The organism is Staphylococcus sp. HMSC063F05 (assembly GCF_001837075.1).
GTDB classification, from domain to species: Bacteria; Bacillota; Bacilli; order Staphylococcales; family Staphylococcaceae; genus Staphylococcus; species Staphylococcus epidermidis.
Genome location: NZ_KV831317.1, coordinates 32302 through 56934, shown reverse-complemented (window position 1 = coordinate 56934; position 24633 = coordinate 32302). Strand labels below are relative to the sequence as shown.

General features: G+C 30.7%; 24 protein-coding genes. 20 read left to right on the top strand and 4 right to left on the bottom strand.

The genetic code is table 11. The features are described from left to right. Nucleotides 1-58 precede the first annotated feature (58 nt). Together HMPREF2576_RS01890 and HMPREF2576_RS01885 are read left to right on the top strand one after the other, a co-directional pair. Nucleotides 59-1126, top strand: a complete 1068-nt coding sequence (locus HMPREF2576_RS01890; protein WP_001832177.1) for a YkvI family membrane protein — start codon at nt 59-61, stop codon at nt 1124-1126. A 278-nt stretch (nt 1127-1404) separates the two neighbouring features. Beyond that, nucleotides 1405-2454, top strand: coding sequence for an alpha/beta hydrolase (locus HMPREF2576_RS01885; protein ID WP_032601707.1), 1050 nt, complete (start codon nt 1405-1407; stop codon nt 2452-2454). 560 nt (nt 2455-3014) lie between these two features. On the opposite strand, the gene HMPREF2576_RS01880 is transcribed toward HMPREF2576_RS01885, so the two are convergent. Continuing rightward, the gene (locus HMPREF2576_RS01880) at nt 3015-3521 is read right to left on the bottom strand and encodes a GNAT family N-acetyltransferase (RefSeq protein WP_001832115.1); all 507 of its coding nucleotides are present in this window, start codon (nt 3519-3521) and stop codon (nt 3015-3017) included. A 108-nt stretch (nt 3522-3629) separates the two neighbouring features. Between HMPREF2576_RS01880 and graX the strand changes: the two genes are divergently transcribed. From graX to HMPREF2576_RS01845, 7 genes are all read left to right on the top strand, one after another. After that, the gene (gene graX, locus HMPREF2576_RS01875) at nt 3630-4553 is read left to right on the top strand and encodes an auxiliary protein GraX/ApsX (protein WP_070856336.1); all 924 of its coding nucleotides are present in this window, start codon (nt 3630-3632) and stop codon (nt 4551-4553) included. An 18-nt stretch (nt 4554-4571) separates the two neighbouring features. Beyond that, the gene (gene graR / locus HMPREF2576_RS01870) at nt 4572-5246 is read left to right on the top strand and encodes a response regulator transcription factor GraR/ApsR (RefSeq protein WP_001832046.1); all 675 of its coding nucleotides are present in this window, start codon (nt 4572-4574) and stop codon (nt 5244-5246) included. Further along, complete coding sequence (graS, locus tag HMPREF2576_RS01865) at nt 5239-6279, top strand: histidine kinase GraS/ApsS (RefSeq protein WP_002468453.1); 1041 nt, start codon at nt 5239-5241, stop codon at nt 6277-6279. The genes graR and graS overlap by 8 nt, the downstream gene beginning before the upstream one ends. Before the next feature lie 145 nt (nt 6280-6424). Then, nucleotides 6425-7186: an ABC transporter ATP-binding protein VraF gene (gene vraF / locus HMPREF2576_RS01860; protein ID WP_001833013.1), complete on the top strand. Its 762-nt coding sequence runs from the start codon at nt 6425-6427 to the stop codon at nt 7184-7186. Beyond that, the gene (vraG, locus tag HMPREF2576_RS01855; RefSeq protein ID WP_001832022.1) at nt 7176-9065 is read left to right on the top strand and encodes an ABC transporter permease VraG; all 1890 of its coding nucleotides are present in this window, start codon (nt 7176-7178) and stop codon (nt 9063-9065) included. Before vraF ends, vraG begins: the two co-directional genes overlap by 11 nt. A gap of 521 nt (nt 9066-9586) precedes the next feature. After that, nucleotides 9587-10204, top strand: a complete 618-nt coding sequence (locus HMPREF2576_RS01850; RefSeq protein ID WP_002457534.1) for a DUF47 domain-containing protein — start codon at nt 9587-9589, stop codon at nt 10202-10204. A gap of 14 nt (nt 10205-10218) precedes the next feature. After that, the gene (locus tag HMPREF2576_RS01845; RefSeq protein WP_001832181.1) at nt 10219-11229 is read left to right on the top strand and encodes an inorganic phosphate transporter; all 1011 of its coding nucleotides are present in this window, start codon (nt 10219-10221) and stop codon (nt 11227-11229) included. 192 nt (nt 11230-11421) lie between these two features. Here HMPREF2576_RS01845 and HMPREF2576_RS01840 read toward each other — a convergent pair whose 3' ends face one another. Beyond that, nucleotides 11422-12222: a LysM peptidoglycan-binding domain-containing protein gene (locus tag HMPREF2576_RS01840; RefSeq protein ID WP_001832086.1), complete on the bottom strand. Its 801-nt coding sequence runs from the start codon at nt 12220-12222 to the stop codon at nt 11422-11424. Nucleotides 12223-12632: 410 nt separating this feature from the next. Here HMPREF2576_RS01840 and HMPREF2576_RS01835 point away from each other — a divergent pair, with 410 nt between their 5' ends. The 5 genes from HMPREF2576_RS01835 to HMPREF2576_RS01815 all read left to right on the top strand — a co-directional run bounded on the left by HMPREF2576_RS01835 (nt 12633) and on the right by HMPREF2576_RS01815 (nt 17649). After that, a complete protein-coding gene (locus tag HMPREF2576_RS01835) occupies nt 12633-13292 on the top strand; it encodes a Bax inhibitor-1/YccA family protein (RefSeq protein WP_001832176.1) in 660 nt (219 codons plus the stop codon). 263 nt (nt 13293-13555) lie between these two features. Then, entirely contained in the window at nt 13556-15730 is a 2175-nt protein-coding gene (locus HMPREF2576_RS01830) for a helix-turn-helix transcriptional regulator (protein WP_070856338.1), read from the top strand. Nucleotides 15731-15844: 114 nt separating this feature from the next. Further along, entirely contained in the window at nt 15845-16204 is a 360-nt protein-coding gene (locus HMPREF2576_RS01825) for a transcriptional regulator, SarA/Rot family (protein WP_002455993.1), read from the top strand. A 252-nt stretch (nt 16205-16456) separates the two neighbouring features. Then, the gene (locus tag HMPREF2576_RS01820) at nt 16457-17173 is read left to right on the top strand and encodes a YebC/PmpR family DNA-binding transcriptional regulator (RefSeq protein WP_001832120.1); all 717 of its coding nucleotides are present in this window, start codon (nt 16457-16459) and stop codon (nt 17171-17173) included. Then, a complete protein-coding gene (locus HMPREF2576_RS01815) occupies nt 17173-17649 on the top strand; it encodes a cupin domain-containing protein (protein ID WP_002468440.1) in 477 nt (158 codons plus the stop codon). The genes HMPREF2576_RS01820 and HMPREF2576_RS01815 overlap by 1 nt, the downstream gene beginning before the upstream one ends. Before the next feature lie 310 nt (nt 17650-17959). On the opposite strand, the gene scdA is transcribed toward HMPREF2576_RS01815, so the two are convergent. Next, complete coding sequence (gene scdA / locus HMPREF2576_RS01810) at nt 17960-18634, bottom strand: iron-sulfur cluster repair di-iron protein ScdA (RefSeq protein WP_001832101.1); 675 nt, start codon at nt 18632-18634, stop codon at nt 17960-17962. A 171-nt stretch (nt 18635-18805) separates the two neighbouring features. Here scdA and HMPREF2576_RS01805 point away from each other — a divergent pair, with 171 nt between their 5' ends. The 6 genes from HMPREF2576_RS01805 to HMPREF2576_RS01780 all read left to right on the top strand — a co-directional run bounded on the left by HMPREF2576_RS01805 (nt 18806) and on the right by HMPREF2576_RS01780 (nt 23734). Beyond that, nucleotides 18806-19951, top strand: a complete 1146-nt coding sequence (locus HMPREF2576_RS01805) for a globin domain-containing protein (RefSeq protein ID WP_001832143.1) — start codon at nt 18806-18808, stop codon at nt 19949-19951. Nucleotides 19952-19970: 19 nt separating this feature from the next. Continuing rightward, nucleotides 19971-20156: a hypothetical protein gene (locus HMPREF2576_RS01800; protein ID WP_001832064.1), complete on the top strand. Its 186-nt coding sequence runs from the start codon at nt 19971-19973 to the stop codon at nt 20154-20156. Nucleotides 20157-20444: 288 nt separating this feature from the next. Continuing rightward, nucleotides 20445-21038, top strand: coding sequence for a ribonuclease FAU-1 family protein (locus tag HMPREF2576_RS01795; RefSeq protein WP_001832140.1), 594 nt, complete (start codon nt 20445-20447; stop codon nt 21036-21038). Nucleotides 21039-21118: 80 nt separating this feature from the next. Continuing rightward, complete coding sequence (locus HMPREF2576_RS01790; protein ID WP_001832044.1) at nt 21119-21973, top strand: LysR family transcriptional regulator; 855 nt, start codon at nt 21119-21121, stop codon at nt 21971-21973. A 57-nt stretch (nt 21974-22030) separates the two neighbouring features. After that, nucleotides 22031-23239 (top strand): sugar efflux transporter, encoded by a 1209-nt coding sequence (locus HMPREF2576_RS01785; RefSeq protein ID WP_001832093.1) that lies wholly within the window; start codon nt 22031-22033, stop codon nt 23237-23239. 6 nt (nt 23240-23245) lie between these two features. Then, on the top strand, nt 23246-23734 hold the full coding sequence (locus tag HMPREF2576_RS01780; protein ID WP_001832028.1) for a DUF456 domain-containing protein: 489 nt from the start codon (nt 23246-23248) through the stop codon (nt 23732-23734). Nucleotides 23735-23789: 55 nt separating this feature from the next. On the opposite strand, the gene HMPREF2576_RS01775 is transcribed toward HMPREF2576_RS01780, so the two are convergent. Beyond that, the gene (locus HMPREF2576_RS01775) at nt 23790-24479 is read right to left on the bottom strand and encodes a DUF1129 family protein (RefSeq protein ID WP_001832056.1); all 690 of its coding nucleotides are present in this window, start codon (nt 24477-24479) and stop codon (nt 23790-23792) included. Nucleotides 24480-24633 lie beyond the last annotated feature (154 nt).

The window sequence follows — 24633 nt, the reverse complement described above, 5'->3', positions numbered from 1 at the left end:
ATAAAAAGTCAGTACGTTATAATTCTCACTGTGCAACTCTAAGGAGGTAAATATTCACATGGGGCTGAATAAAGAAGCTATAAAAATTGGTTTTGCCTATGTCGGCATTGTTGTCGGCGCAGGATTTTCAACAGGACAAGAAGTGATGCAATTTTTCACACCATTTGGTTTATGGTCATATATTGGAGTGATTATCTCAGGATTTATACTTGGATTCATAGGAAGACAAGTAGCTAAGATAGGTACTGCATTTGAAGCGAAAAATCACGAGTCCACATTGCAATATGTGTTTGGAAAAAAATTTAGTAAAGTTTTTGATTATATTCTTGTCTTTTTCTTATTTGGTATAGCTGTCACTATGATAGCCGGATCAGGTTCTACTTTTGAGCAAAGTTTTGGAATTCCTACTTGGTTAGGCGCATTAATCATGACAGTTTTGATTTACTTAACATTATTATTAGATTTTAATAAAATTGTAAGAGCTTTAGGACTAGTTACACCATTTTTAATCATAATGGTTATTCTTATTGCTGTGTTTTACCTATTTACAGGTAGTATTTCATTAGGGGAAGTAAACAGTGCTATGCCTGAAACGAGTGCTTGGAAAGGTATCTTTTGGGGATTAGTATACGGCGGATTAGCCTTTGCTGTAGGATTTAGTACGATAGTAGCTATCGGCGGTGATGCGTCTAAGCGAAGAGTTTCAGGTGCAGGAGCAATGTTTGGTGGTGTGCTATACGCTATCCTACTTGCGTTAATTAACTTCTCGCTTCAAACAGAATATTCAAAAATTAAAGATGTGGCAATACCTACGCTTAACCTAGCGAAAGGTATACATCCATGGTTAGGTCTTGTACTCACAGTCATTATGTTAGCTGTGATGTACAACACGATTTTAGGTCTTTGTTATTCTTTTGCAGCGCGTTTCACAGAACCTTATAGTAAAAAATACCATATATTCATTATTATCATGATGGTGATGGCATTTATTTTAAGTTTCGTAGGATTCGCTGATTTAATCAATGTCTTATACAAATTTATGGGTATTGTCGGATTATTTATTGTAGTAGCAGTATTGATTAAATATTATAAACGTAAAAAAGATGATGAAGAGCATATCGCGTAATCATTGCTTCACACTTTTATGATTAAAAATGTTTATTTTAATCGTGAGAAGTTTAAGGTTAAAAAATACATGAACAAGTATATATGTTCATCCGAGTTGACTAAGTTAAAGATGCACGCTTATATTAAATAATTTTAAATTGAGTCAGCTTTGAGGGGTGGGACTTCGAATTCATCAAAATGGATTCTGTCCTACCCCTTTGTTTAATTATATCGATATTTGTTTTATTATATTAATAGCAAGACAAGTAGAGTAATTATTTGAAAGGGTTAGCCATGATGAAAGAAAAGCTAAAATGGATATGGATAACAACACTAATCATACTTGTTGTCTCACTTATATTGGCTTTTAATTTGAAGAGTCGTTATAACCATGTTCATGATAAACAGAAGAGCAAGACAAATGTTCAAATTAATAACAAAAATGTAAAATTATATAGAGATATCTCATATGGTAAAGGTATACCCAACAGCAAATTAGACATTATTACCCCAGCTGATATGAGCAATGATACGAAATTACCGGTAATTTTTTGGATGCATGGTGGAGGATTTATCGCTGGAGACAAACAATATAAAAATCAATTATTGTCAAAAGTTGCAGAACAAGGATATATCATTGTCAATGTAAATTATGCGTTAGCTCCGCAATATAAATATCCAACGCCGCTAGTACAACTCAATCAAGCTGTAAAGTTTATAAAAGAGAATAAGCATGAGTTACCTATTGATTTTGATCAAGTTGTTATTGGGGGAGACTCTGCTGGTGCTCAGTTAACTAGTCAATATGTAGCTATACAAACCAATGAAGACTTGAGAGATGAAATGCATTTTGAACAGCAGTTCAAGCCTTCACAAATAAAGGCTGCTGTATTTTTTGGTGGTTTTTATAATATGAAAACCGTTAAAGCAACAGAGTTTCCGAGAATACAATTATTTATGAAAAGTTATACTGGAACAAGTCATTGGGAAACAGATTTTAAAAACTTATCTCAAATGTCAACGCTCAATCAAGTGACTCACGAATACCCACCGACATTTCTTTCGGTTGGTGACGCTGATCCTTTTTACAGTCAAAATAAAGAATTTGCGCAAGGTTTGAAAACAGAAAATATTCCAGTAGATACATTATTCTATGATGGTTCGCACCACCTACATCATCAATATCAATTTCATCTAGATAAACCGGAATCAAAAGAGAATATCAAAAAAGTACTGCTATTTTTAAGTCGAAACACATCATCTTCTGGAGTGGAGAGTAACGAGTCATCACAAAATCAGCCAACTCAAAATACTAATGAAGTATCCTTATACCCTTTTGATTCTTAAGTTTATTAAACATGTATTTCAATGGATTCGTGCATTGAAGTACGTCATTGCGAGGAGTACTGTATATGTTCTGAGAATACGATTGTATAATTAAATACCATAACTACATTAAAGAGATTTCATTCAAATTCAATGTGCAATGACTATCAGCATCAAACAATCCCAAAGTCAGTTATCTTTGTAATTTCTGTAAGAAATTCTACTCTGAATTATTGATATAGTAAGCTTGACATAAATACATTTTTAATCCAGTCATCGACTGAAAGCATATTAAAATGCTCAAGACAATATTGTGCACCCCAAAAGCTAGACTAAATTTTAGCTTTTGAGGTGCGTTTTTATAATTAAACAGTATAAATTTGATTTTAAAATTAAAGTAATTTAAGAATAATTCAAAGATATACGAAGCGATGATGCAGTAGATTCATAATAAGTAAAGAATAAATAATCTTAAACTTATAAGTAGTAAAGATAATTTAAATACGCCTCAATATGAGAGACGTATGATGATATTATTTAATATTTTAAATATGTGGTAAAATTTATAGTGACATACTTAGTTAATTTAATATTTTAGCCATTACATATTCGTTATAATATTTTTGGTTTATAAAAAGCTTATCTTTAAGTTCACCTTCGATTTGAAAGCCCATGCCTTTAAACAATTCTATTGCGTTAATGTTTTCAGTAACAACCGTAGCTTCAATACGTCGAATATGATGATTTAAAGCCCATGCTTCAATTCTATTGATAAGTGCTTGTCCAATACCTTGATGTTGGTAATATTCTCTAACACCAAGGTACACCACAGCTTCGTGCTGTGTACGTTCATAGGTTTCAGTATTAACAAATACGTATCCAACAAGTTGCTCATCACTTTCAGCGACATATATTGCTTTGGTAGGTGAGGTGATGTATTTTTCTAAGTGTTGACTTGCGGAAGATATCGTTGGTGAATATTCACCTGGATTGTAGAATGTAAATTCTGATTCATCATATATTTGGCTTAATAGGCTGATAAAGTTTTCAACGTCTTTAATACTAATTTCACGAATGAGATGTGTCATATCAACACTCCTGTTTTGTTAAATCAATTGTCTTCCTTATTATAGTACACTTTACATAATTACGCTTGATATGAAATTATCTAAAAGAAAGTTTAGGAGTTGATATTTATGAAGCCTAAAGTATTGTTAGCAGGTGGCACCGGCTATATTGGTAGATATTTAAGTCGAGTCATTGAACATGATGCTCAATTATTTGCTTTATCTAAATATCCCAAACCTGACAAAGGATCTACGAATAAAATCACATGGTTAAAACGCGATATATATAATTATAAAGATATAGTTGAAGCTATGAAAGGTATAGACATTGCGGTATATTATTTAGATCCAACTAAACATTCTGCTAAATTAACACATGCAACAGCACGAGATTTAAACTTTATAGCGGCAGATAACTTTGGTAGAGCTGCATCAATAAATAAGCTGAAAAAGATTGTGTATATTCCGGGGAGCCGTCATGATAATGAAGCTATTGAACGTTTAGGCGCTTATGGCGTACCAGTTGATTGTACGGATGTTGAAGTGAAACGTCCTCATATTAACGTAGAATTACAAACAGCTAAATATGATGATGTTCGAACAGCGATGAAGATGATTTTACCAAAGAAATGGACGCTCAATCAACTTGTAGACTATTTTAGTAGGTGGTTAGATGAGACAAAAGGAACTTTTGTACATACTCAAAAACAAGATCATCACTACACCATTTACAATAGTAACATTAAAAGACCTTTAGCTATTTTCAAAATGGTTAATACAACAGAAGATATAATTACATTACATCTTGTTGATGGTAAATTGATGAAACCTAAATCAAAGAAGCAAGCAAAATTAGAATTTAGACTTCTTAAAGGAACACGTTTAATTATGGTTCATTTATACGATTATATCCCTAGATTATTTTGGCCAATTTACTATTTCATACAAGCACCGATTCAAGGACTTCTTATGAGAGGTTTTGAAATTGATTGTAGAATTAAGCATTATCAAGGTCGCATTCAATCAGGTGAGAAGATTAAATATACTAAATAATATATTAGGTGATTCGTTATGCAAATATTATTAGTCGAAGACGATAATACGCTTTTTCAAGAATTAAAAAAGGAATTAGAACAATGGGATTTTAATGTCGTTGGTGTCGAAGATTTTAGTCATGTGATGGAGACATTTGAAACATTTAATCCAGAAATAGTTATTTTGGATGTTCAATTACCGAAATACGATGGGTTTTATTGGTGTCGAAAAATGAGACAACAGTCGAACGTTCCTATTTTATTTTTATCATCAAGAGATAATCCAATGGATCAAGTGATGAGTATGGAACTTGGTGCAGATGATTATATGCAAAAACCATTTTATACAAACGTCTTAATTGCTAAGCTACAAGCTATTTATAGACGCGTTTATGAATTTGGAGTTGAAGAAAAGAGAACGTTAAGTTGGCAAGACGCTACTGTGGATTTATCAAAAGATAGTATTCAAAAAGATGATAAAACTATCTTTTTGTCTAAAACAGAGATGATTATTTTAGAGATGTTAATCAATAAACGTAATCAAATCGTGACACGAGACACTCTCATTACTGCTTTGTGGGATGATGAAGCTTTTGTTAGTGATAATACTTTAACAGTTAATGTTAATAGATTAAGAAAAAAATTATCAGAAATTGACATGGATAGTGCAATTGAAACCAAAGTTGGTAAAGGATACTTAGCTCATGAATAATTTTCGATGGTTTTGGTTTTTTATAAAATCTCGTATTAATTGGATATTGTGGATATTATTTCTCAACATTATTTTATTAGGTGTTGCCTACATAGATTATGAGATTTCAGTTGAAAGTGTATTTTATATAGTGATATTAAACGTAGGATTGAGTATACTTTTCTTATTATTTACGTTTGTTAAAGAAGTCCGTCTATCTAAACATTTTTATGAAGATAAAGAAATTGAAGAAATTAAGCATAAAGATTTGGCAGAAACCCCATTTCAACAACAAGTCATAGATTATCTGTATCGTCATATAGCCGCTCAAAAAGAGAAAGTAGTCGAACAACAATTACAAATTAAAAATCATGAACAAACAATTACAGAGTTTGTTCATGATATAAAAACACCTGTTACGGCTATGAAATTATTGATAGATCAAGAGAATGATGATCAGCGTAAGCGAGCGTTATTATTTGAATGGTCTCGTATTAATGAGATGTTAGATAAGCAATTATATTTAACAAGGCTTGAAACACAACATCGTGATATGTATTTTGATTATATTTCATTAAAGAGAATGGTTATAGATGAAATACAAGTTACTCGACATATCAGTCAGGCAAAAGGGATAGGTTTTGAATTAGATTTTAAAGACGAACAAAAGGTTTATACAGATGTTAAATGGTGCCGTATGATGATTAGGCAAGTTCTATCTAACTCTTTGAAATATAGTGATAATTCTACAATAAATTTAAGTGGTTATAACATAGAAGGACACGTTGTTTTAAAAATTAAAGACTACGGTCGTGGAATTAGTAAAAGAGATTTACCACGTATATTTGATAGAGGATTTACTTCTACAACAGACCGCAACGATACTGCGTCTTCTGGTATGGGATTATACCTTGTACAAAGCGTGAAAGAACAACTTGGGATTGAAGTTAAAGTTGATTCAATAGTGGGGAAAGGAACAACGTTTTATTTCATTTTCCCACAACAAAATGAAATCATTGAGCGCATGTCTAAAGTGACAAGATTGTCATTTTAAACGTGCGTTTTGTTACTTACTATTATCACAATTGTAATAAATAATCGATATAATAAAAGATGTAAATTAAAGAAGATATGATAGTCTACATTAAGTTTGTCTTCGTAAAAAGATAATTTGGTTGAAGTATGACAGGAGTGATTATTTGTCGATATTAGAGGTAAGACAGTTGTCAAAAGTCTATGGTGATAAGCAAGCTTTCCAAGAAGTTTTGAAAGAAATTAATTTAGATGTTGATGAAGGTGAGTTTATATCAATTATGGGACCTTCTGGTTCAGGAAAGACAACTTTATTAAATGTACTTAGTTCGATTGATTATATGACTAAAGGATCTATTACAATCAACGGGAAACAACTTGAGAAGTTATCTAATAAGCAATTATCTGATATTAGAAAAAAAGATATTGGATTTATTTTTCAAGATTATAATATTTTAAATACCTTAACCGTTAAAGAAAATATCATGCTTCCACTATCAGTTCAAAAGTTAGATAAACAAATAATGCATGAACGTTATCAACGTATAGTAGAAGCTTTGAACATTAGTGATATTAGTGATAAATATCCATCAGAGTTGTCAGGTGGACAGCGTCAACGTACCTCAGCAGCAAGGGCATTTATTAATTTACCTTCAATTATATTTGCTGATGAGCCTACAGGTGCTTTAGATTCTAAAAGTACACTAGATTTACTTAAGCGTCTTAAATATATGAATGAGGAATTTAACACAACCATACTTATGGTGACACATGATCCAGTAGCGGCTAGTTTTTCAAACCGTGTTGTGATGTTAAAGGATGGACAAATCTTTACTGAGTTGTATCAAGGTGATGATGATAAACAAACGTTTTATAAAGAAATTATAAGAACGCAAAGTGTACTTGGTGGCATCAATTATGAGCTTTAATGAAATTATCTTCAAAAACTTTAAACAAAATGTGACGCACTATGCTATTTATTTATTATCTCTTGTTATCAGCGTTGTATTATATTTTAGTTTTGTAACTTTAAAATATGCGCACCATTTACACGGTAATCAATCGTTTCCTGCCATCAAAGAAGGTTCACAAGTAGGAAGTTATTTTTTATTTATCATTATTGTGGTCTTTTTGCTTTATGCTAATTTTTTATTTTTGAAAAGACGAGGTCGTGAACTATCGTTATTACAAATTATTGGTCTAACAAAGAAAGATATCATGAAAATGATTATGTTGGAGCAATTGATGACATTTATGATGACAACTATTGTAGGTATCATATTGGGAATCTTTGGTTCGAAAATTTTACTCATGATTGTATTGCGATTATTAGGAATCAACGTGAGTGTTTCTATTATATTTAATTATCATGCCATTTTAGAAACGTTATTATTAATAGCTGTGTCATATGTACTTATAGTCTTTCAAAGCTATGTATATTTACTTAAACGTTCTATTAAAGAGTTAGCGTCTGATGTAAATAAAAAAGAGTTCAGTCATACACGCACAACACTTGGTGAAGTTGTATTAGGTTTGCTAGGGATTATTATGATAGTTAGTGGTTATATAATGTCGACTAAATTAGTAGATAACGTAGAAACAATTATTCAACCTTTTGCTATTTTATTTTTAACTGTTATAGGATCATATTTTTTCTTTAGAAGTACAGTTTCATTGATATTTAAAGCGATACAGCGGTTGAGAAATGGAACGGTAAGTGTCACAGATGTTATGTTCACATCACCTATTATATATCGTGTTAAGAAGAATGCATTTTCTCTAACTGTAATGACTGTTGTGTCAGCAATAACAGTTTCTGTATTATGTTTTGCGGCGTTAAGTCGTAGTACGTTAACAAATGAAGTGTTACTGAGTTCACCACATGATGTTACGTTAAAGAATCAGAAACAAGCAAATGAACTTGCTTTTAAATTAAATAACCGTAATATTGAACATTACTATAATTATAAAGAGGTCGTGTATGCAAAAGTTTATAAAGATCATCTTTTTAGCGAAGGTGTATATAGACCGAAAGAAATCACAGTAACGAGTGATAAATATATTCCAAATGTAAGTACGAAAAAAGGGCAGACAGATATTATTATACCTAGAGGATCTCTCAAAGATGTTGTTAAAACAGACAAAAAAAGGACGGCTTATGTAGGAAGTAAGAAGTTTCGTTTAAAAGTAAGTTTGAGAAAAGGGATAAATAAAGTCTATTTTATGTCTGATGTTGATCGTGGTAGACCGACACTTATTTTAAATGATGAAGATTATCAAAAAATTAGAGAACATATAAAAGAAAAGAATATTGTTTCCCAATATGGTTTTGATCTTAAAAATAAAAATGATTTACCAGAATTAGAAAAATTAGTTAGTAGTATCAATGAAGATATAGAAACAAGAAGTGAAGCGGCAAGTGAAATTTCTAGTTTAACTGGTATTTTATTATTTGTGACATCGTTTTTAGGAATTACATTTTTAATCGCAGCAGGATGTATAATTTACATTAAACAGATTGATGAAACGGAAGACGAACTTGAGAACTACACGATTCTTCGTAAGCTAGGATTTACGCATCAAGATATGTCTAAAGGTTTGAAACTTAAGGTAATATTTAATTTTGGTTTACCTTTAATTATTGCATTACTGCATGCATATTTTGCTTCACTTGCTTATATGCATTTAATGAATGTGACAAATCAAATACCTATTTTTATAGTTATGGCAGTTTATACAGCAACTTATGCAGTATTTGCTATTATAGCTTATAATCATTCTAAAAGAACAATTAAACATTCGATATAAATTTATACTTATTGAATTTGTGTTATTTAATTTATAGATTTTAATATATTTTCAAAACTCAATTGATAATACTAAGCGACATTTTAATCATTGAAAATAACAAATGATTAAAGTGTCGCTTTATTAAATTGAATGAAAATTACAATTAATATTTGAAATTGATTTAATAAATCGTTATTTTAAAGTTGGAGTGGATAAAAGTGTTTCCATGATTTTATCGCTCATCATTTTTAATAAGATTATGAGACACTTATGTAAAAATTTAATATCTAGTTTGTTAAGAATTTGTAAATAGAATTGTGGTTATGTAAATTTTGTGATATTTTCAAGTAGGGACAAAACTGGATGTTGGCGAACATCAATAAATGATTACTATATATTAAATTTACACAATTTTTACAATATAAGAATTGCTAGTTACTTTTTATAATAATTGTAAATCAGTTCCTCAACCACTTGTCTTACGCAAATAAAATTTAATAATGTGATTGATGACAATCGCTCAAAATGGAGGATTTTTAATGTTTAGTAAGAAAAAGGATAAGTTCATGGTTCAATTAGAAGAAATGGTATTCAATCTAGACCGTGCAGCTATTGAATTCGGCAAAATGGACTTCAATACACACTTAGATTTGAAAGCTTATTCTGATAATATTAAAACGTATGAGTCACATGGTGACGAACTTATGCATCAAGTTATTTCTGATCTCAACCAAACATTCATTACACCAATTGAACGTGAAGATATCTTATCTTTATGCAATGCAATAGATGATGTTCTAGATGCTATGGAAGAGACATCAGCAATGTTTGAAATGTATTCAATTGAATATACAGATGAGTACATGGCTGAATTTGTAGAAAACATACAAAAAGCAGTTGCCGAAATGAAGCTAGCTGTAGGATTACTTGTAGACAAAAAGTTATCTCACATGCGCATTCATTCTATTAATATTAAAGAATTTGAGACAAATTGCGACGGTATCTTAAGACAGTCGATGAAACACATCTTCAACAGTGAAACAGATCCAATCACATTAATTAAAATAAAAGATATTTATCAAAGCATGGAAGAAATAGCAGATAAGTGTCAAGCTGTTGCTAATAATTTTGAAACTATAATCATGAAAAATAGCTAAGGGAGTCTTTATTTATGTCATATATTTTAATTGTCACGATAGCTATAGTTATATTTTCATTAATATTTGACTTTATCAATGGTTTCCATGATACAGCTAATGCTGTAGCTACTGCGGTTTCTACTCGAGCATTAACACCAAGAAGAGCTATTTTATTAGCAGCAGTCATGAACTTTATTGGGGCATTGACCTTCACAGGTGTTGCTGGAACTATTACAAAAGATATCGTTGATCCATTCAAATTACAACATGGTTTAGTTGTTGTGTTAGCAGCTATTATTGCTGCCATTATTTGGAATTTAATCACTTGGTTGTATGGAATACCAAGTTCATCTTCTCACGCACTAATCGGATCTATAGCGGGTGCAGCCATTGCATCGCAAGGTTCGTTTGCAGTATTACACTATCAAGGTTTTACAAAAATTATTATCGTATTAATCATTTCACCAATTATAGCTTTTTGTGTAGGTTATATGATGTATACGATTGTTAAAATCGTTTTTAAAAATTCAAATTTAACACGTACTAATCGTAATTTTAGGTTTTTCCAAATCTTTACTGCAGCATTACAATCATTCTCACATGGTACAAACGATGCTCAAAAATCTATGGGTATTATCACATTAGCTTTAATTGTAGGTAATTTACAAGATGGTAGTAATGTTGAACCTCAAGTATGGGTTAAAGTTGCGTGTGCAACAGCTATGGGATTAGGTACAGCAGTAGGTGGTTGGAAAATCATCAAAACTGTTGGCGGAAATATTATGAAAATTAGACCTGCTAACGGTGCAGCCGCTGATATTTCTTCAGCATTAACGATTTTCGTAGCGTCATCATTACATTTCCCATTATCTACTACACACGTTGTGTCTTCATCTATTCTAGGTGTAGGTGCTTCAAATCGTGCGAAAGGTGTTAAATGGAGTACTGCTCAACGTATGGTTGTAACATGGGTGATTACTTTACCTATCTCAGCTGTTTTAGCAGCAATTATTTATTTTATTATTCATCTGTTCTTAAAATAAAAAAGGTTTGTATAATACGTAAGTACATATAGCTAAAGGCCACACAAAGACTGACATTTTTAGTCAACTTTGTGTGGCCTTTTTATTTGAATTGCTTAAAATATAAAATAATGAGGTTCAATCATTCTATTAAAATAAAAAACTACAAGGTATATTCCATTACCTTGTAGTAAAATCATTAATCATCAATGATTAGTGGATAAATGCATATGAAGATACTTCTGAAGCTGGGATAGTACGATAGTTCATATTGTATGGACCATTTGCATAATTCATTTCTGAAATTAAAATACTACCATCACCATTAATACGTTCAACGTATGCTACATGACCATATGGTCCAGGTGTACTTTGCATAATTGCACCAACAGATGGAGTATTATCAACTTGATAACCATCATTCGCTGCATTTGACGCCCAGTATTTTGCATCAGACCAGTAAGTACTGATAGGTTTACCAGCTTGTGAACGTTTGTCGAACACATACCATGTGCATTGACCTTCAGTGTATAAGTTTTGATGGTTGAATGAAGGTGAAGTATAATTACCGCTAGTTTGAGTTGCTGTACCACCTGATCCTGAACCAGAACCACCATTAGGGATAGTTAATATTTGGTTAGGCATAATTAAATAACCATTTAGATGATTTGCTTGCATTAATGCATCAACTGAAACACCATATTTATTAGCTATGATGTTTAATGATTCACCTGCTACTACAGTATGTGAAGATGCTGAACTTGAAGAAGTGTTTGAACTAGTATTTTGCGAAGCACTTCCACCTACATTAATAACTTGTCCTGGGAATACCATATTGTTGCTAAGATTATTATTCTGCTTAATGCTTTCTACTGAAGTATTGTATTGTTGTGCAATAGTCCATAAGGATTCTCCAGATTGAACCTTATGTTGTGTAGAAGCTTCAGCATCATGATGTGATAGAACTGCTGCTGCGCCTGAAGCGGCTGTAATTGCAAAGGCTAACTTTTTCAAAGTAACTCCTCCTTAAATATAACAAAGATTTAATTGATTTAAGTTTAATGATTTAGATAATTGTCCCGACAAGTCTCTGTACATTAACTTTTTGTTTTTTTATTACGTACCCCATACTAACAAAAATATTTGACTTTGTGGGCTTTGTTATTATCTTGTAACATTGTTAAAATAATGTATTGTTCTGAACATTTATTAAAGAAAGTTGATATATCGCTATTTATAAGACATATTTCGTTACTTTTCTTAATATTTATTAGATAAATTGTAATAAAGTAAAGTTCAATGTAATGAGTTTTCTAAAACTTCTATATATTTAGAATTTATGAACTTAAATACTTTTGTAATTCTTTATAGTGTTGTAAAATTTTTATTACCTAATTATTTAATATAGAAAAGGAGTTATTATAATGTCACAATCGACACACCAATCAACTGATCATAAAAGACAATCTCAAGATAAGAACCAAACACATGCCTATGCAAAAGTTTGGTTATATTTTATGTATTATTGGATGATTTTTGGGATTGGTTGTTATTTTGGACAATATCTTCCTATGTCATGGAGAAAACCATTGTCTCTAGGATTGTTAATTCTGATATTAGCAACGTTGTTTATTAAACGTGCGCGAAAATATGGATTAGTGATCTCTCATATATACGCTATTATTGTAGGTTTGCTTTCGTATGCTCTTTTTACGACTTACTTACAAAATTTAGGAGCAGAAGTATTCTATAAAAATATTATTCTTGCTATTGGTGCATTTATAGCTTTTGGTATTATAGGTTACTTTTTAATAAAAGACGCTTCGAGTATGGGAAAATATTTGTTTGTGACATTAATTGCGCTAATTATAGCTGGGATTATAGGGATATTTATTAATAATCCAATTTTTCATACTGTCATTACAATAGTGAGCTTATTATTGTTTCTCCTTTATACTTTATACGATTTTAATAGAATGAAAAGAGGTCAATTCTCACCAAGAGAAATGGGATTTAATTTGTTTATCAACTTATTAAATATCATCGAAGATATACTTAGTTTAGCAAATCGCTTTAAAAACTAAAGAGATTATGAATGAATTAAAAGATGTGATCGTGTTTCTCTATCAGAGAGTTTCTGGGTTTTTCATTTAATGTTGAACTCTCAACACGACACATCTTTTTTTATATCTAATAGAAAAGATGAAGTACAAAAATAAAAAAATGATTAAATATATCATTTTTCTTTTTGATTTATTTTTATATTGTGTTAGATTATTTTCTGATACTTGTGAAAATTTACATGAATTGATATGGGCATAAAAGACTGAGGGAAAGAGGTAAAGATATGGCAAATTCTTGTTTGCATATACTTTCAAAAAAAGAATATACGGCAACACGATGTCAAGACGGCATTTTATTATTTTGGCCTATCGAAGGGAGTATGTACTTTCAACAATTTATGAAAGAAAGGATACTCTCAGATGAGTTATATATTGTGAATAATATGGATGTGTTTAGTATCAGTGACAATGGCATCACACTAGAAGTATATATTTCTAGTGATTGGTTTACAGAGTTAGGCTATTCTTTTTTTAATTACCATTATACTTCGGATTTAATACAATCTAAGAACGAAATTAAAGAACTAGTTGCTCAACTTACGTTGAATTTTTTAGATGGTGATGTGGATAAAGAGCAAGATATTATCAATAAAATTGTTCATATTCTTGCTAATGAGGCTATTATTGACAAAAAAATTGCTGAAGACCAATATATGTATGATTATTATGGTGAGTTAAAGGATGAATTGAATTATATATATAATCACATCGAAGAAAGACTTACTCTAAAAGATATTTCCAATAAATTATATGTTTCTAAGTCCAACCTTTCTACGCAGTTTCATTTGTTATTAGGTATGGGATTTAAAAAATATATAGATACACTTAAAATTAGTAAATCTATAGAGATGCTACTTACGACAACTAAAACGATAAGCCAAATTAGTGAAACGTTAGGATTTAGTAATGTATCTACATATTCTAGACAATTCAAAAATTATTTAAGTGTAACGCCCAATGCATATCGTGCAATGAAAAAATATGATAAGTACAATGGATGTTCTGATGATGATGTTTCAGAACACTTAAAATCACGTGTACAATCATTAATATGTTCTAAAATGCCAACGAATGAGTTAGATAATTATGATGAAATTGTTATTGACCAATATCCAATTTCTAATGTTTCAACGTTTTATTCTGTCGTTCAAATTAATTCAATTGATGAAATTAAAATGTTGTTTTTGCAAGGTATTCATAAAAAAATAGGGTATGAAGGTTCAAATATTATTTTTTGTATTATGCCTAACTTATGCCAATATAAGAATTCGTTCTCTCAAGAAGAGATGAATGATATCATTAAAATTATTATTGAATATCGCTTGCACGTCGCATTTAGCATCGATAAAATCGAGCAAATATATGAACTTAATCAACTTTTTACATATCAATATGAAAACTTAAAAATTATGAATAAATGTTCTGTTTCAGATTACAATGTGCAATTTATATTTAATTTGAACGAAAAAAGTATTCGAGAAATTTATCGTAATATCTTGAAGATACAAAACATCGAATTGGAATATAAAATAGGTTTAGATATTAGTTGCATGTTTAATGACACTGCACAATTTAAATCATTAGCTTCGCAAATAAAGCGTTTAAAATTTGACTATCTTTATATTGATAATGCTAGATTAAAGTCACCCTATTTACTTGATAATGAGGAAGGTTTATTACTCAAAAATATTCTACAATTTAAGCATTTAATAGATGATTTAAAGCAGTTTGATTTTAGTAGTGAAAATTTAATTTTTCTAAATTTATATAATCATCAATTACTGAATAATAATGAAATTGATTTAAGTAATAGCGCTCCATTACTATTTAAAACGATTTCAAAACTAAAAAAACATTTTAAAGGCTACGGATTAAATGTATTTTCAAATCCTAAAGTCTTTAACGCTGTACATTTATTTGATGAGAATGGGTTTAAAACAACGTTTGGACTGATTTTTAATCATTTGAGTTGGATGACTAATCAAAACCAAATTGAACAACGATTCTATAATATTATTGAAAATGCTGATCAATATTATCTCTACTTATATGATTGGCGTGTGATTGAAAGTGAATCTAATGAGAGCGACTTTAAAGACGTTGATATATGGATTAACTTTGAAGATGAAGCGTTAATAGATGAATATATTTGTGTGATTGCTAAAGTTGATGATGAAGGTGGCAATATTAATCATATGATTTCTCAAAACTTACGTCACAAATATGTTTGGTCTACACCGTTCTTGATGAGAGTTGAGGAGAACTTTAGACCATACATGCACATTATGGAACATGACTTTAAAAAGGGCCCATTGAAAATCAGAATGAAATATAATGCAGTATATTTAGTTGAAATATATAAAAAAGATAAAATAAATAAAAGGCGTAGCACAACTTAAATTGTGTTTATTCGTAATTTTGACAATTGTTTAAAAACAAATGTCAAAGACAATTATCCAAATATTTAAGATAATGATATATGCGTTGTCTACTTATATTTGGAGGTGCAGATTTTGAATGAGCAGAAATTAATTAAATTACTAGAATTTTACAAACAATATAAAGCATTATCTGGATATATAGATAAAAAATATAAGTTGACGTTAAACGATCTTGCTGTACTATATTTAGCTAAAAAATATTGCTTAGATGAGCGAATTCTTATGCAAACTTTTCTAAAACTGGCTACAGGAGAGTTAGATATTAGTAGAACTAAGATTTTGATGTCTATTAGAAGATTGATAGACAAAGAAAAGTTAAATAAAGTAAGATCGAATAGAGATGAAAGAAAAATTTTTCTATATATGGATGAAAATAATATGAGTGAATTTGATGCTTTATTTGAAGATGTTGAAAAATTCTTAAGTTATTAATGACATTTTAATCGATATACAAAATGTATAGAGATGTGTCGAAATGAATCAAGCTACATAAAATGAGTTTGCTGTCGTCAAAAGTTTTATTTTGATGACAGTTTTTTTATTAAAAATGTTTATTGTATTTTGAGGAACAATAGGTATCTATAATGATTGATTTAACAATGTTTGTAACATGTTAACAGATTTTACAAAGACGGTAGCTAAATATATAATATGGTACATAGATGATGAAAGTGAGATGACATTATGGGACGTAAATGGAACAACATTAAAGAGAAAAAAGCCCAAAAAGATAAAAATACTAGTAGAATATATGCCAAATTTGGTAAAGAAATATATGTAGCTGCAAAGTCTGGTGAGCCTAATCCAGAGTCAAATCAAACTTTAAGATTAGTATTAGAACGTGCAAAAACATATTCAGTACCTAATCATATTATAGATAGAGCTATTGATAAGGCTAAAGGCGCTGGTGACGAAAACTACGATCACTTAAGATATGAAGGTTTTGGTCCGAATGGTTCAATGCTTATAGTTGACGCATTAACAAACAATGTAAATCGTACAGCATCAGATGTACGTGCTGCGTTCGGTAAGAATGGAGGAAATATGGGAGTATCTGGTTCAGTAGCTTATATGTTTGACCATACTGCAACCTTTGGTGTAGAAGGTAAATCTGTAGATGAAGTCTTAGAAACACTAATGGAGCAAGATATTGATGTAAGAGATGTAATTGATGACAATGGCTTGACTATTGTTTACGCAGAACCAGATCAATTTGCACAAGTTCAGGATGCATTACGTGAAGCTGGCGTTGAGGAATTTAAAGTAGCAGAGTTTGAAATGTTACCTCAAACTGATATTGAGTTGTCTGAAGAGGATCAAGCTATTTTTGAAAAATTAATCGATGCACTTGAAGACTTGGAAGATGTTCAAAATGTTTTCCATAATGTAGATTTAAAATAATGATGACTGCTAATGATTGGATAGACCGGTTGGAATTAATTTCGCATCCTGAAGGCGGATATTTTAAAGAAACAATGAGAGGCGACGGTAAAGGAAGAGCGTCTTTTAGCAGTATTTATTTTCTATTAACACAGCGCGATATATCACATTTTCATAGAATAGATGCAGATGAAGTATGGTATTATCATGCTGGTCAGACGTTGAAGATTCATATGATAACCCCTAAAGGTGAATATCATACTGTTAAATTAGGTAGAGATATAGATTGTGGTGAGTGTTTACAATATTGTGTGTCAAAAGGGACAATTTTTGCTTCTACTTTAGATAGTGCAGAGGGATATAGTCTAGTTGGATGTATGTGTCAACCTGGATTTGAATACGAGCATTTTGAACTTTTAACACAAGAATATTTGATTCGTCAATATCCACAATATGAAAGCATAATAAAAAGATTAGCTATATCTCAAGAAGATTAATAGAATATATAATAAGTATAAGAACCTGAGACATCGGTAATAGTCTCAGGTTTTTTGATATATTGACAGTCGATAACTAAATTAATATACGACTATTTCAAATTTTTTAGAACACAACATAGAGAATTTCACCGAGAAATTCAACAGGCAAAGCAAGTTGGGGTTCGGGGCCCCAACATAGAGAATTTCACCGGGAAATTCAACAAACAAAGCAAGTTGGGGTTCGGGATTCAGGACGTGGGGCAACGAATTCAATTTGAAATTTGACACGTGCACTCAGTTAATTAAATGAAGCCTAAGTTTTATTTAATTAACTTACCTTTTTAAATAACACATGGTTTTCAAGATGTACATGTTGGTGTGTTTGACGTTCGATATTTTGTAATCTTTGGTAAACAAGCTTCCATGTTCCACATGCTTCTTCTGGGGTTTGATAATCAGAGGTTAGTTGATTCATAACATTTAATAATTGCCCAGTATCTTCGTGGTCATTAATTAAATCTTCTAATATGATTTTAATGTTTTGTACATCTTGTCCTTGACTATATTGAATGAGTTTAGGAAAATCTTCCTCATCTTCTTTACGTATATGATCCAACATACTATCACGAAACTCGCGATATAAGTCTTGTAATTTTAATAAGTATGGGTGACTAGGACCATGTACTTTTGCCAATTTAGTCATGTAAGGTGTAAGATTCTTAAATTCTTCTTTAAGCGTTTCGTGATAAGCTGATTGTATATATTGTATAAGAGATTCAACATTTAAAAATTTAGGATTAATGGTACTGTTACCTTCTGTATTATCAATATGATTCAACTTATTTAATAAGGAATTTAAGTCAATATTTGGTTTATGATTGACAGCTGAAGCGATACTCTCTTGTCCGCCACAACAAAAATCTATTCCAGCATTTCTAAATATATCTGCACTTTTAGGATAATCTGTTACAACATCTGCAACAATATCTTCTTTTGTAATCATAAAAATTCCTCCTTAATATTTAGTATAAATGAAAAGTAAAAAATTGAATCAATCATAAAGATAAACTTCATAAAATATTCAAATAATAATAAAAAGGTTGCAATTCATAAATTTATCCTTTGAAATATAGGATAATAGCTATCATAATTAGAAAAGAGGGAGGAATGAATTATGCTAACTGAAAAAGAGCAAGATATTATCAAACAAACTGTACCATTATTACAAGATAAAGGAACTGAGATTACTTCAATTTTTTATCCTAAGATGTTTGAGGCTAACCCAGAATTATTAAACATGTTTAACCAAACAAACCAAAAGAAAGGTATGCAATCTGCTGCATTAGCACAAGCAGTACTAGCTGCAGCAATGAATATTAATAATTTAGGTGCAATTAAGCCGGCAATTATGCCTGTGGCACATAAGCACTGTGCTTTACAAGTTTATCCCGAACATTATCCAATTGTAGGTGAAAATTTACTTGCTGCAATTCAAGATGTGACAGGGTTAGAAAGTGACGACCCAGTAATTCAAACATGGGCAAAAGCGTATGGAGAAATTGCAGATGTATTTATCAAATTAGAGCAAGAAATTTACAACCATATGTTATGGAAAGGTTTTAAACCATTTAAAATCACAAACATTACACAAGAAACAAGTGACATCAAATCTTTCACAGTTGAATCTGAAGAATATGATTTAAGTCAATTCGAACCAGGTCAATACATTACCGTAGATGTTTCTAGTGAAAAGTTACCATATAGAGCTAAACGTCATTATTCAATCATAGATGGAGATGAAAATCACTTAGTATTTGGTGTCAAACGTGATGTGACTACTGAACATGAAGGTGAAGTTTCAACAATTTTACATGATGAAATATCAGAAGGTGACATGATTAATTTATCTGCTCCTGTAGGTGGTTTTTCAATAGAAAATACTGAAAGACCGCAATTGTTTATTGGTTCTGGCGTAGGTATGACACCATTAGTTTCAATGTTTAAAAAAGCTGCATCATTAAACGTTCCAACTCAAATGATTCAAGCGGTTGTGACAGAAGATGAACGACCATTTGCTCAAAAACTTGATAGCATTACAGATAATTATGAGCAAGCACAGCTACATTTACACGTGAAAGATAAAGAAGGTTATTTAGAAGCTAAAGAATTAGAACAATATTTAAGTGAACAGCCTGAAATTTATATTTGTGGTGGTACGAAATTCTTACATTCAATTATAAATTCTCTTAAAGAATTAAATTATGATATGAATCATGTTCATTTTGAAACATTTATTCCTCGTTTAAGTGTTCAAGTATAGTTTTAAAGAAGGTAATATAATGAAAATGAATCCAAGATATGTTAAAGTTTTTTTTCTATATTTAGTAAGCACATTTATTTCTAATCGCTTAACAACGAATAAATCTTTATGCAAAACATTAATGCAAGGCATTTTAGGTTATGGTTTATTTGCATTAGGATTAAAGTATTTAACTATTAAGAAAAAACAACATCAAGCGCAATAGAATTTTAATGATTGTTTTACCATTAATAAAATTGGTATTTTATCAAGCAACGAGCAACAGTGTTTATGACTCTGTCACTCGTTGCTTATTTTTATGTTCACATTTTTAAATTTCAATATTTATGTGTTAAAACCTAGTATTTCTATCTATTTTAAGTAAAATAAATCAATTTATAGTAAAATAGTCTTAATGATTTAATAAGAACATTTATGTAAACAGTATTTATCTGAGACTTAAGATGACATTGACATCCTAGTTTAATATAATAAAAGCAAGGAGTTGGTGACTGTGAAAGTAAAATATATAGACAAACGTCACTGGCGTCGCCTGGTAGAGAGAGAATATACAGAGGTTAAAGTTAATAATAATAGATTTAAAGGTATTATAGGCTTGGTCACGATGAAAAAGGTTCGTGAGCCTTTAGAGGTGACGGTAGTTGGACAAAACATAATAGTTGCAGATGACAATTATAAATGGTTACAGATACTACCGGATAAGAAGCGGTATAGTATGACTGTCATGTTTGATAATAAAGGGAATCCATTAGAATACTACTTTGACATTAATATAAAGAACATTACTCAAAAAGGAAATGCACGTACCATCGATTTATGTTTAGACGTTCTCGTTCTACCTAATGGTGAGTATGAACTTGTAGATGAAGATGATTTAATGTACGCACTACAAAATAAACAAATTTCAAAGAAGCAATATCATGAGGCATATATTATCGCCCATCAATTAATGATTGAAATAGAAGATAATTTTTCAGAAATACAAGATAAGGTTATGCGTTGTTATCATAAAATCAATCATAAAGCACAGAAAATGAAACATAAACGTCCCTATAAAGCTAAAAAGAAATCACACCGACGACATTAACAATTTTAATCAATTTATCGCTGATGGTAAGTTATGTCGTTTCACTAAGATTAAAGTAAAAACATATGTAGGGGGACGCTATGAAAATAGATGATTATCGTTTGCTCATTACTTTAGATGAGACAAAAACTTTACGCAAAGCAGCAGAAATTCTATATATTTCTCAACCTGCAGTTACTCAACGTTTAAAGGCAATTGAGGCTGCATTTGGAGTTGAGATTTTTATTCGTACAAAAAAACAGCTCATTACTACGACTGAAGGTTCAATGATTATTGAACATGCGCGTGATATGCTCAAACGTGAACGTTTATTTTTTGATAAAATACAAGCACATATTGGTGAAGTGAACGGTACAATTTCAATCGGTTGCTCTTCGCTTATTGGACAAACATTGCTTCCTGAAGTATTAAGTCTTTATAATTCGCAATTTCCCAATGTGGAGATACAGGTTCAAGTAGGATCTACTGAACAAATAAAAGCGCATCATCGAGACTACCATGTGATGATTACACGTGGAAATAAAGTAATGAATTTATCGAATACACATTTATTTAATGATGAACATTATTTTATATATCCTAAGGATCGTAAGGAAGATGTAACTAAACTGCCTTTTATTGAATTTCAAGCGGATCCAATTTATATTAACCAAATTAAACAATGGTATAACGATCATTTGGGACATGATTATCACGCGACAATCACAGTTGATCAAGTTGCCACATGTAAAGAAATGTTGCTTAGTGGTGTAGGGGTAACTATACTACCAAAAATTATGATGAAAAATATCGATAAGAACATGTTTGAATTTGAAAAAGTCACTATTGATAAAAAGCCACTTATTCGGTCAACATACATGAGTTATGACGCAAGTATGCTACAACTTCCTCAAGTAGACGCATTCGTAAATTTAATGTTGAACTTTATTAGATAATTGAGGCTTAATTCTGTTGTGTAACTGCAATCTAAAAATAGGATAGAGGTCGAGAAGATGTTTACAGCATTATTGCAAATAAAGAATTATAAATTGTTTGTGGTCAATATGTTGTTACTAGGTATGGGAATAGCAGTGACTGTACCTTATTTAATTTTATTTGCTACAAAAGATTTGGGGATGACGACAACACAATATGGACTGCTACTTGCACTTGCTGCGATAAGTCAGTTTATAGTCAATTCCATTATTGCAAGATTTTCTGATACACATCATCTTAATAGAAAGATTCTAATCATCACTGCTTTGTTTATGGGGGCAGTGAGCTTCTCAATTTATTTCTACGTTCATCAAATATGGTTATTCATCGTGTTATATGCGTTGTTTCAAGGATTATTTGCACCAGCAATGCCACAATTGTATGCCTCTGCCAGAGAATCAATCAATGCTTCAAGTTCACGTGATCGTGCTAAGTTTGCTAATACTGTTTTACGTTCAATGTTTTCACTTGGTTTTTTATTTGGGCCATTTATAGGTGCACAACTTATTGAGTTAAAAGGTTATTCTGGATTATTTGGTGGCACAATAGCTATTATTTTATTTACTTTAATTTTACAAGTGTTTTTTTATAAAAATTTACCGGTAAAAAATCAAATTTCTGAACAACAGCATATTGAGAAAATCGCACCAAATATGTTTAAAGATAAATCATTATTTATTCCATTTATAGCGTTTATATTACTTCATATTGGGCAATGGATGTATACGATGAATATGCCACTTTTTGTGACAGATTATTTAAATGAAAAGGAAAGATATGTAGGCTATTTAGCAAGTTTATGTGCAGGTTTAGAAGTGCCGTTTATGGTTATATTAGGTATATTATCAGCTAAATTGCCAACTCGAACTTTATTGATAATTGGTTCTGTATTTGGTGGCGCATTTTACTTTAGTATTGGTGTATTTAAAAATTTTCATATGATGCTTGTTGGACAAATATGTTTAGCCATCTTTCTAGCAATATTACTAGGTCTTGGGATTAGTTATTTTCAAGATATTCTTCCTGATTTTCCAGGTTATGCATCAACACTTTTTGCCAATGCCATGGTAATAGGACAACTTGGTGGTAATTTGCTAGGTGGTGTGATGAGTCATTGGGTTGGTTTGGAAAATGTATTCTTTGTCTCAGCAAGTTCTATCTTCGTAGGGATGATACTCATCTTGTTTACGAAAGATCAAAAAATTACAATAGAAGATGTGGAGTAGATAGAGATGACAGCGATATTATGGATTTTAATTATTATAGCCTTTGCGTTAGCATTTATTGGTTTAATTAAACCGGTGATACCATCACTTTTAATGTTATGGATTGGTTTTTTAATTTATCAATTTGGTTTTCATGAGGGAAGATTATCGTGGATTTTTTATGTTGCAATGATTATCTTTACCATTATGATATTAGTAGCCGATTTTGTGATGAATAAATATTTCGTCAATCGCTTTGGAGGAAGTAAAATAGGTGAATACACAGCGCTCATAGGTGTGATTGTAGGTTGTTTCGTTTTTCCTCCCTTTGGTATTATCATTATTCCTTTTGTTGCTGTGTTCATTGTTGAATTGGTTCAAGGGTTTAACTTTCAACAAGCTATAAAGGTGAGTTTTGGCTCAGTGATTGCATTTTTAGCGAGTACAATTGCTCAAGGTCTAATAATGATTGTAATGGTTATTTGGTTCTTTTTAGATGTCTTTCTAATAAATTAAATTGAGATAAAATAAAGACTTGCACTCAAAATAAACGTTTTGAGTGTAAGTCTTTTTATATGCGTGTATTTGCTTCTTTATTATAAAAGTGATGATTCACATAAAATGAAATAGGGATGATTATTATCGCAATAATGATGAAAGTCCAATTACTAACTTTAATATATGGTCCAAACGCTAAAAATGATTGCGGTATAAAAAAAACATAAAAAAGAGTGATTAATAATAATGCGATGACACCATAGGTGAGCCACCAGGTCCAATAAGAGTTGTTAAAGCACTGTAATTGTACCGTTTTAAAGTTCATCCAAATAAATAAAAATATAATTACTAAACCAATAATGACAGTTAGGGGAAACGTATATAAATATAGTAAATTACTATCGCCCCCTATAAAAAAGCCAATCAATCCTTTGAGAAAACAAAAAATACCTATTAAAAGAATGAAGTTATGACTTATATATTTAAAAATGTTTTTAAATGTTTCATTTGGGAGTTCCCTTATCTCTTTTTTAGCATGTGCTTTAGGATCATGGTTGAAAAACTCCATCGCAAGCATTCCAGTATCACCTGCACGAATTAAGTGTTTCAAAGTACGGTTTAACATTAATTCTGAATCGTGAGGGTTAACTCGTAAGTCAGCACGCACATATGTCATGTAATTTTCAAATATTTCACGATCGGTATTGTTCAGTCGCAAAGCTTTGACATTATTCTCCTTTGTTAATTGCGCAGTGGATTTCATAATAAAATACTCCCTTAAATTTTAAATTCATAAATAAATACTACTTTAAAAAGGATAACTAAGTTAAAGTATCATTTAAAAACATGATGATTAGTATGATAAACACAATCATATCATAATTATCACATGTATATCATTACTCTTATACAAGTTC

Excerpts from the sequence above, each read along its gene's own strand:
- HMPREF2576_RS01890 (WP_001832177.1), top strand. The coding sequence starts at position 59 with ATGGGGCTGAATAAAGAAGCTATAAAAATTGGTTTTGCCTATGTCGGC.
- HMPREF2576_RS01885 (WP_032601707.1), top strand. The coding sequence starts at position 1,405 with ATGAAAGAAAAGCTAAAATGGATATGGATAACAACACTAATCATACTT.
- HMPREF2576_RS01880 (WP_001832115.1), bottom strand. The coding sequence starts at position 3,521 with ATGACACATCTCATTCGTGAAATTAGTATTAAAGACGTTGAAAACTTT.
- graX (WP_070856336.1), top strand. The coding sequence starts at position 3,630 with ATGAAGCCTAAAGTATTGTTAGCAGGTGGCACCGGCTATATTGGTAGA.
- graR (WP_001832046.1), top strand. The coding sequence starts at position 4,572 with ATGCAAATATTATTAGTCGAAGACGATAATACGCTTTTTCAAGAATTA.
- graS (WP_002468453.1), top strand. The coding sequence starts at position 5,239 with ATGAATAATTTTCGATGGTTTTGGTTTTTTATAAAATCTCGTATTAAT.
- vraG (WP_001832022.1), top strand. The coding sequence starts at position 7,176 with ATGAGCTTTAATGAAATTATCTTCAAAAACTTTAAACAAAATGTGACG.
- HMPREF2576_RS01850 (WP_002457534.1), top strand. The coding sequence starts at position 9,587 with ATGTTTAGTAAGAAAAAGGATAAGTTCATGGTTCAATTAGAAGAAATG.
- HMPREF2576_RS01845 (WP_001832181.1), top strand. The coding sequence starts at position 10,219 with ATGTCATATATTTTAATTGTCACGATAGCTATAGTTATATTTTCATTA.
- HMPREF2576_RS01835 (WP_001832176.1), top strand. The coding sequence starts at position 12,633 with ATGTCACAATCGACACACCAATCAACTGATCATAAAAGACAATCTCAA.
- HMPREF2576_RS01830 (WP_070856338.1), top strand. The coding sequence starts at position 13,556 with ATGGCAAATTCTTGTTTGCATATACTTTCAAAAAAAGAATATACGGCA.
- HMPREF2576_RS01820 (WP_001832120.1), top strand. The coding sequence starts at position 16,457 with ATGGGACGTAAATGGAACAACATTAAAGAGAAAAAAGCCCAAAAAGAT.
- HMPREF2576_RS01815 (WP_002468440.1), top strand. The coding sequence starts at position 17,173 with ATGATGACTGCTAATGATTGGATAGACCGGTTGGAATTAATTTCGCAT.
- scdA (WP_001832101.1), bottom strand. The coding sequence starts at position 18,634 with ATGATTACAAAAGAAGATATTGTTGCAGATGTTGTAACAGATTATCCT.
- HMPREF2576_RS01805 (WP_001832143.1), top strand. The coding sequence starts at position 18,806 with ATGCTAACTGAAAAAGAGCAAGATATTATCAAACAAACTGTACCATTA.
- HMPREF2576_RS01800 (WP_001832064.1), top strand. The coding sequence starts at position 19,971 with ATGAAAATGAATCCAAGATATGTTAAAGTTTTTTTTCTATATTTAGTA.
- HMPREF2576_RS01790 (WP_001832044.1), top strand. The coding sequence starts at position 21,119 with ATGAAAATAGATGATTATCGTTTGCTCATTACTTTAGATGAGACAAAA.
- HMPREF2576_RS01785 (WP_001832093.1), top strand. The coding sequence starts at position 22,031 with ATGTTTACAGCATTATTGCAAATAAAGAATTATAAATTGTTTGTGGTC.
- HMPREF2576_RS01780 (WP_001832028.1), top strand. The coding sequence starts at position 23,246 with ATGACAGCGATATTATGGATTTTAATTATTATAGCCTTTGCGTTAGCA.
- HMPREF2576_RS01775 (WP_001832056.1), bottom strand. The coding sequence starts at position 24,479 with ATGAAATCCACTGCGCAATTAACAAAGGAGAATAATGTCAAAGCTTTG.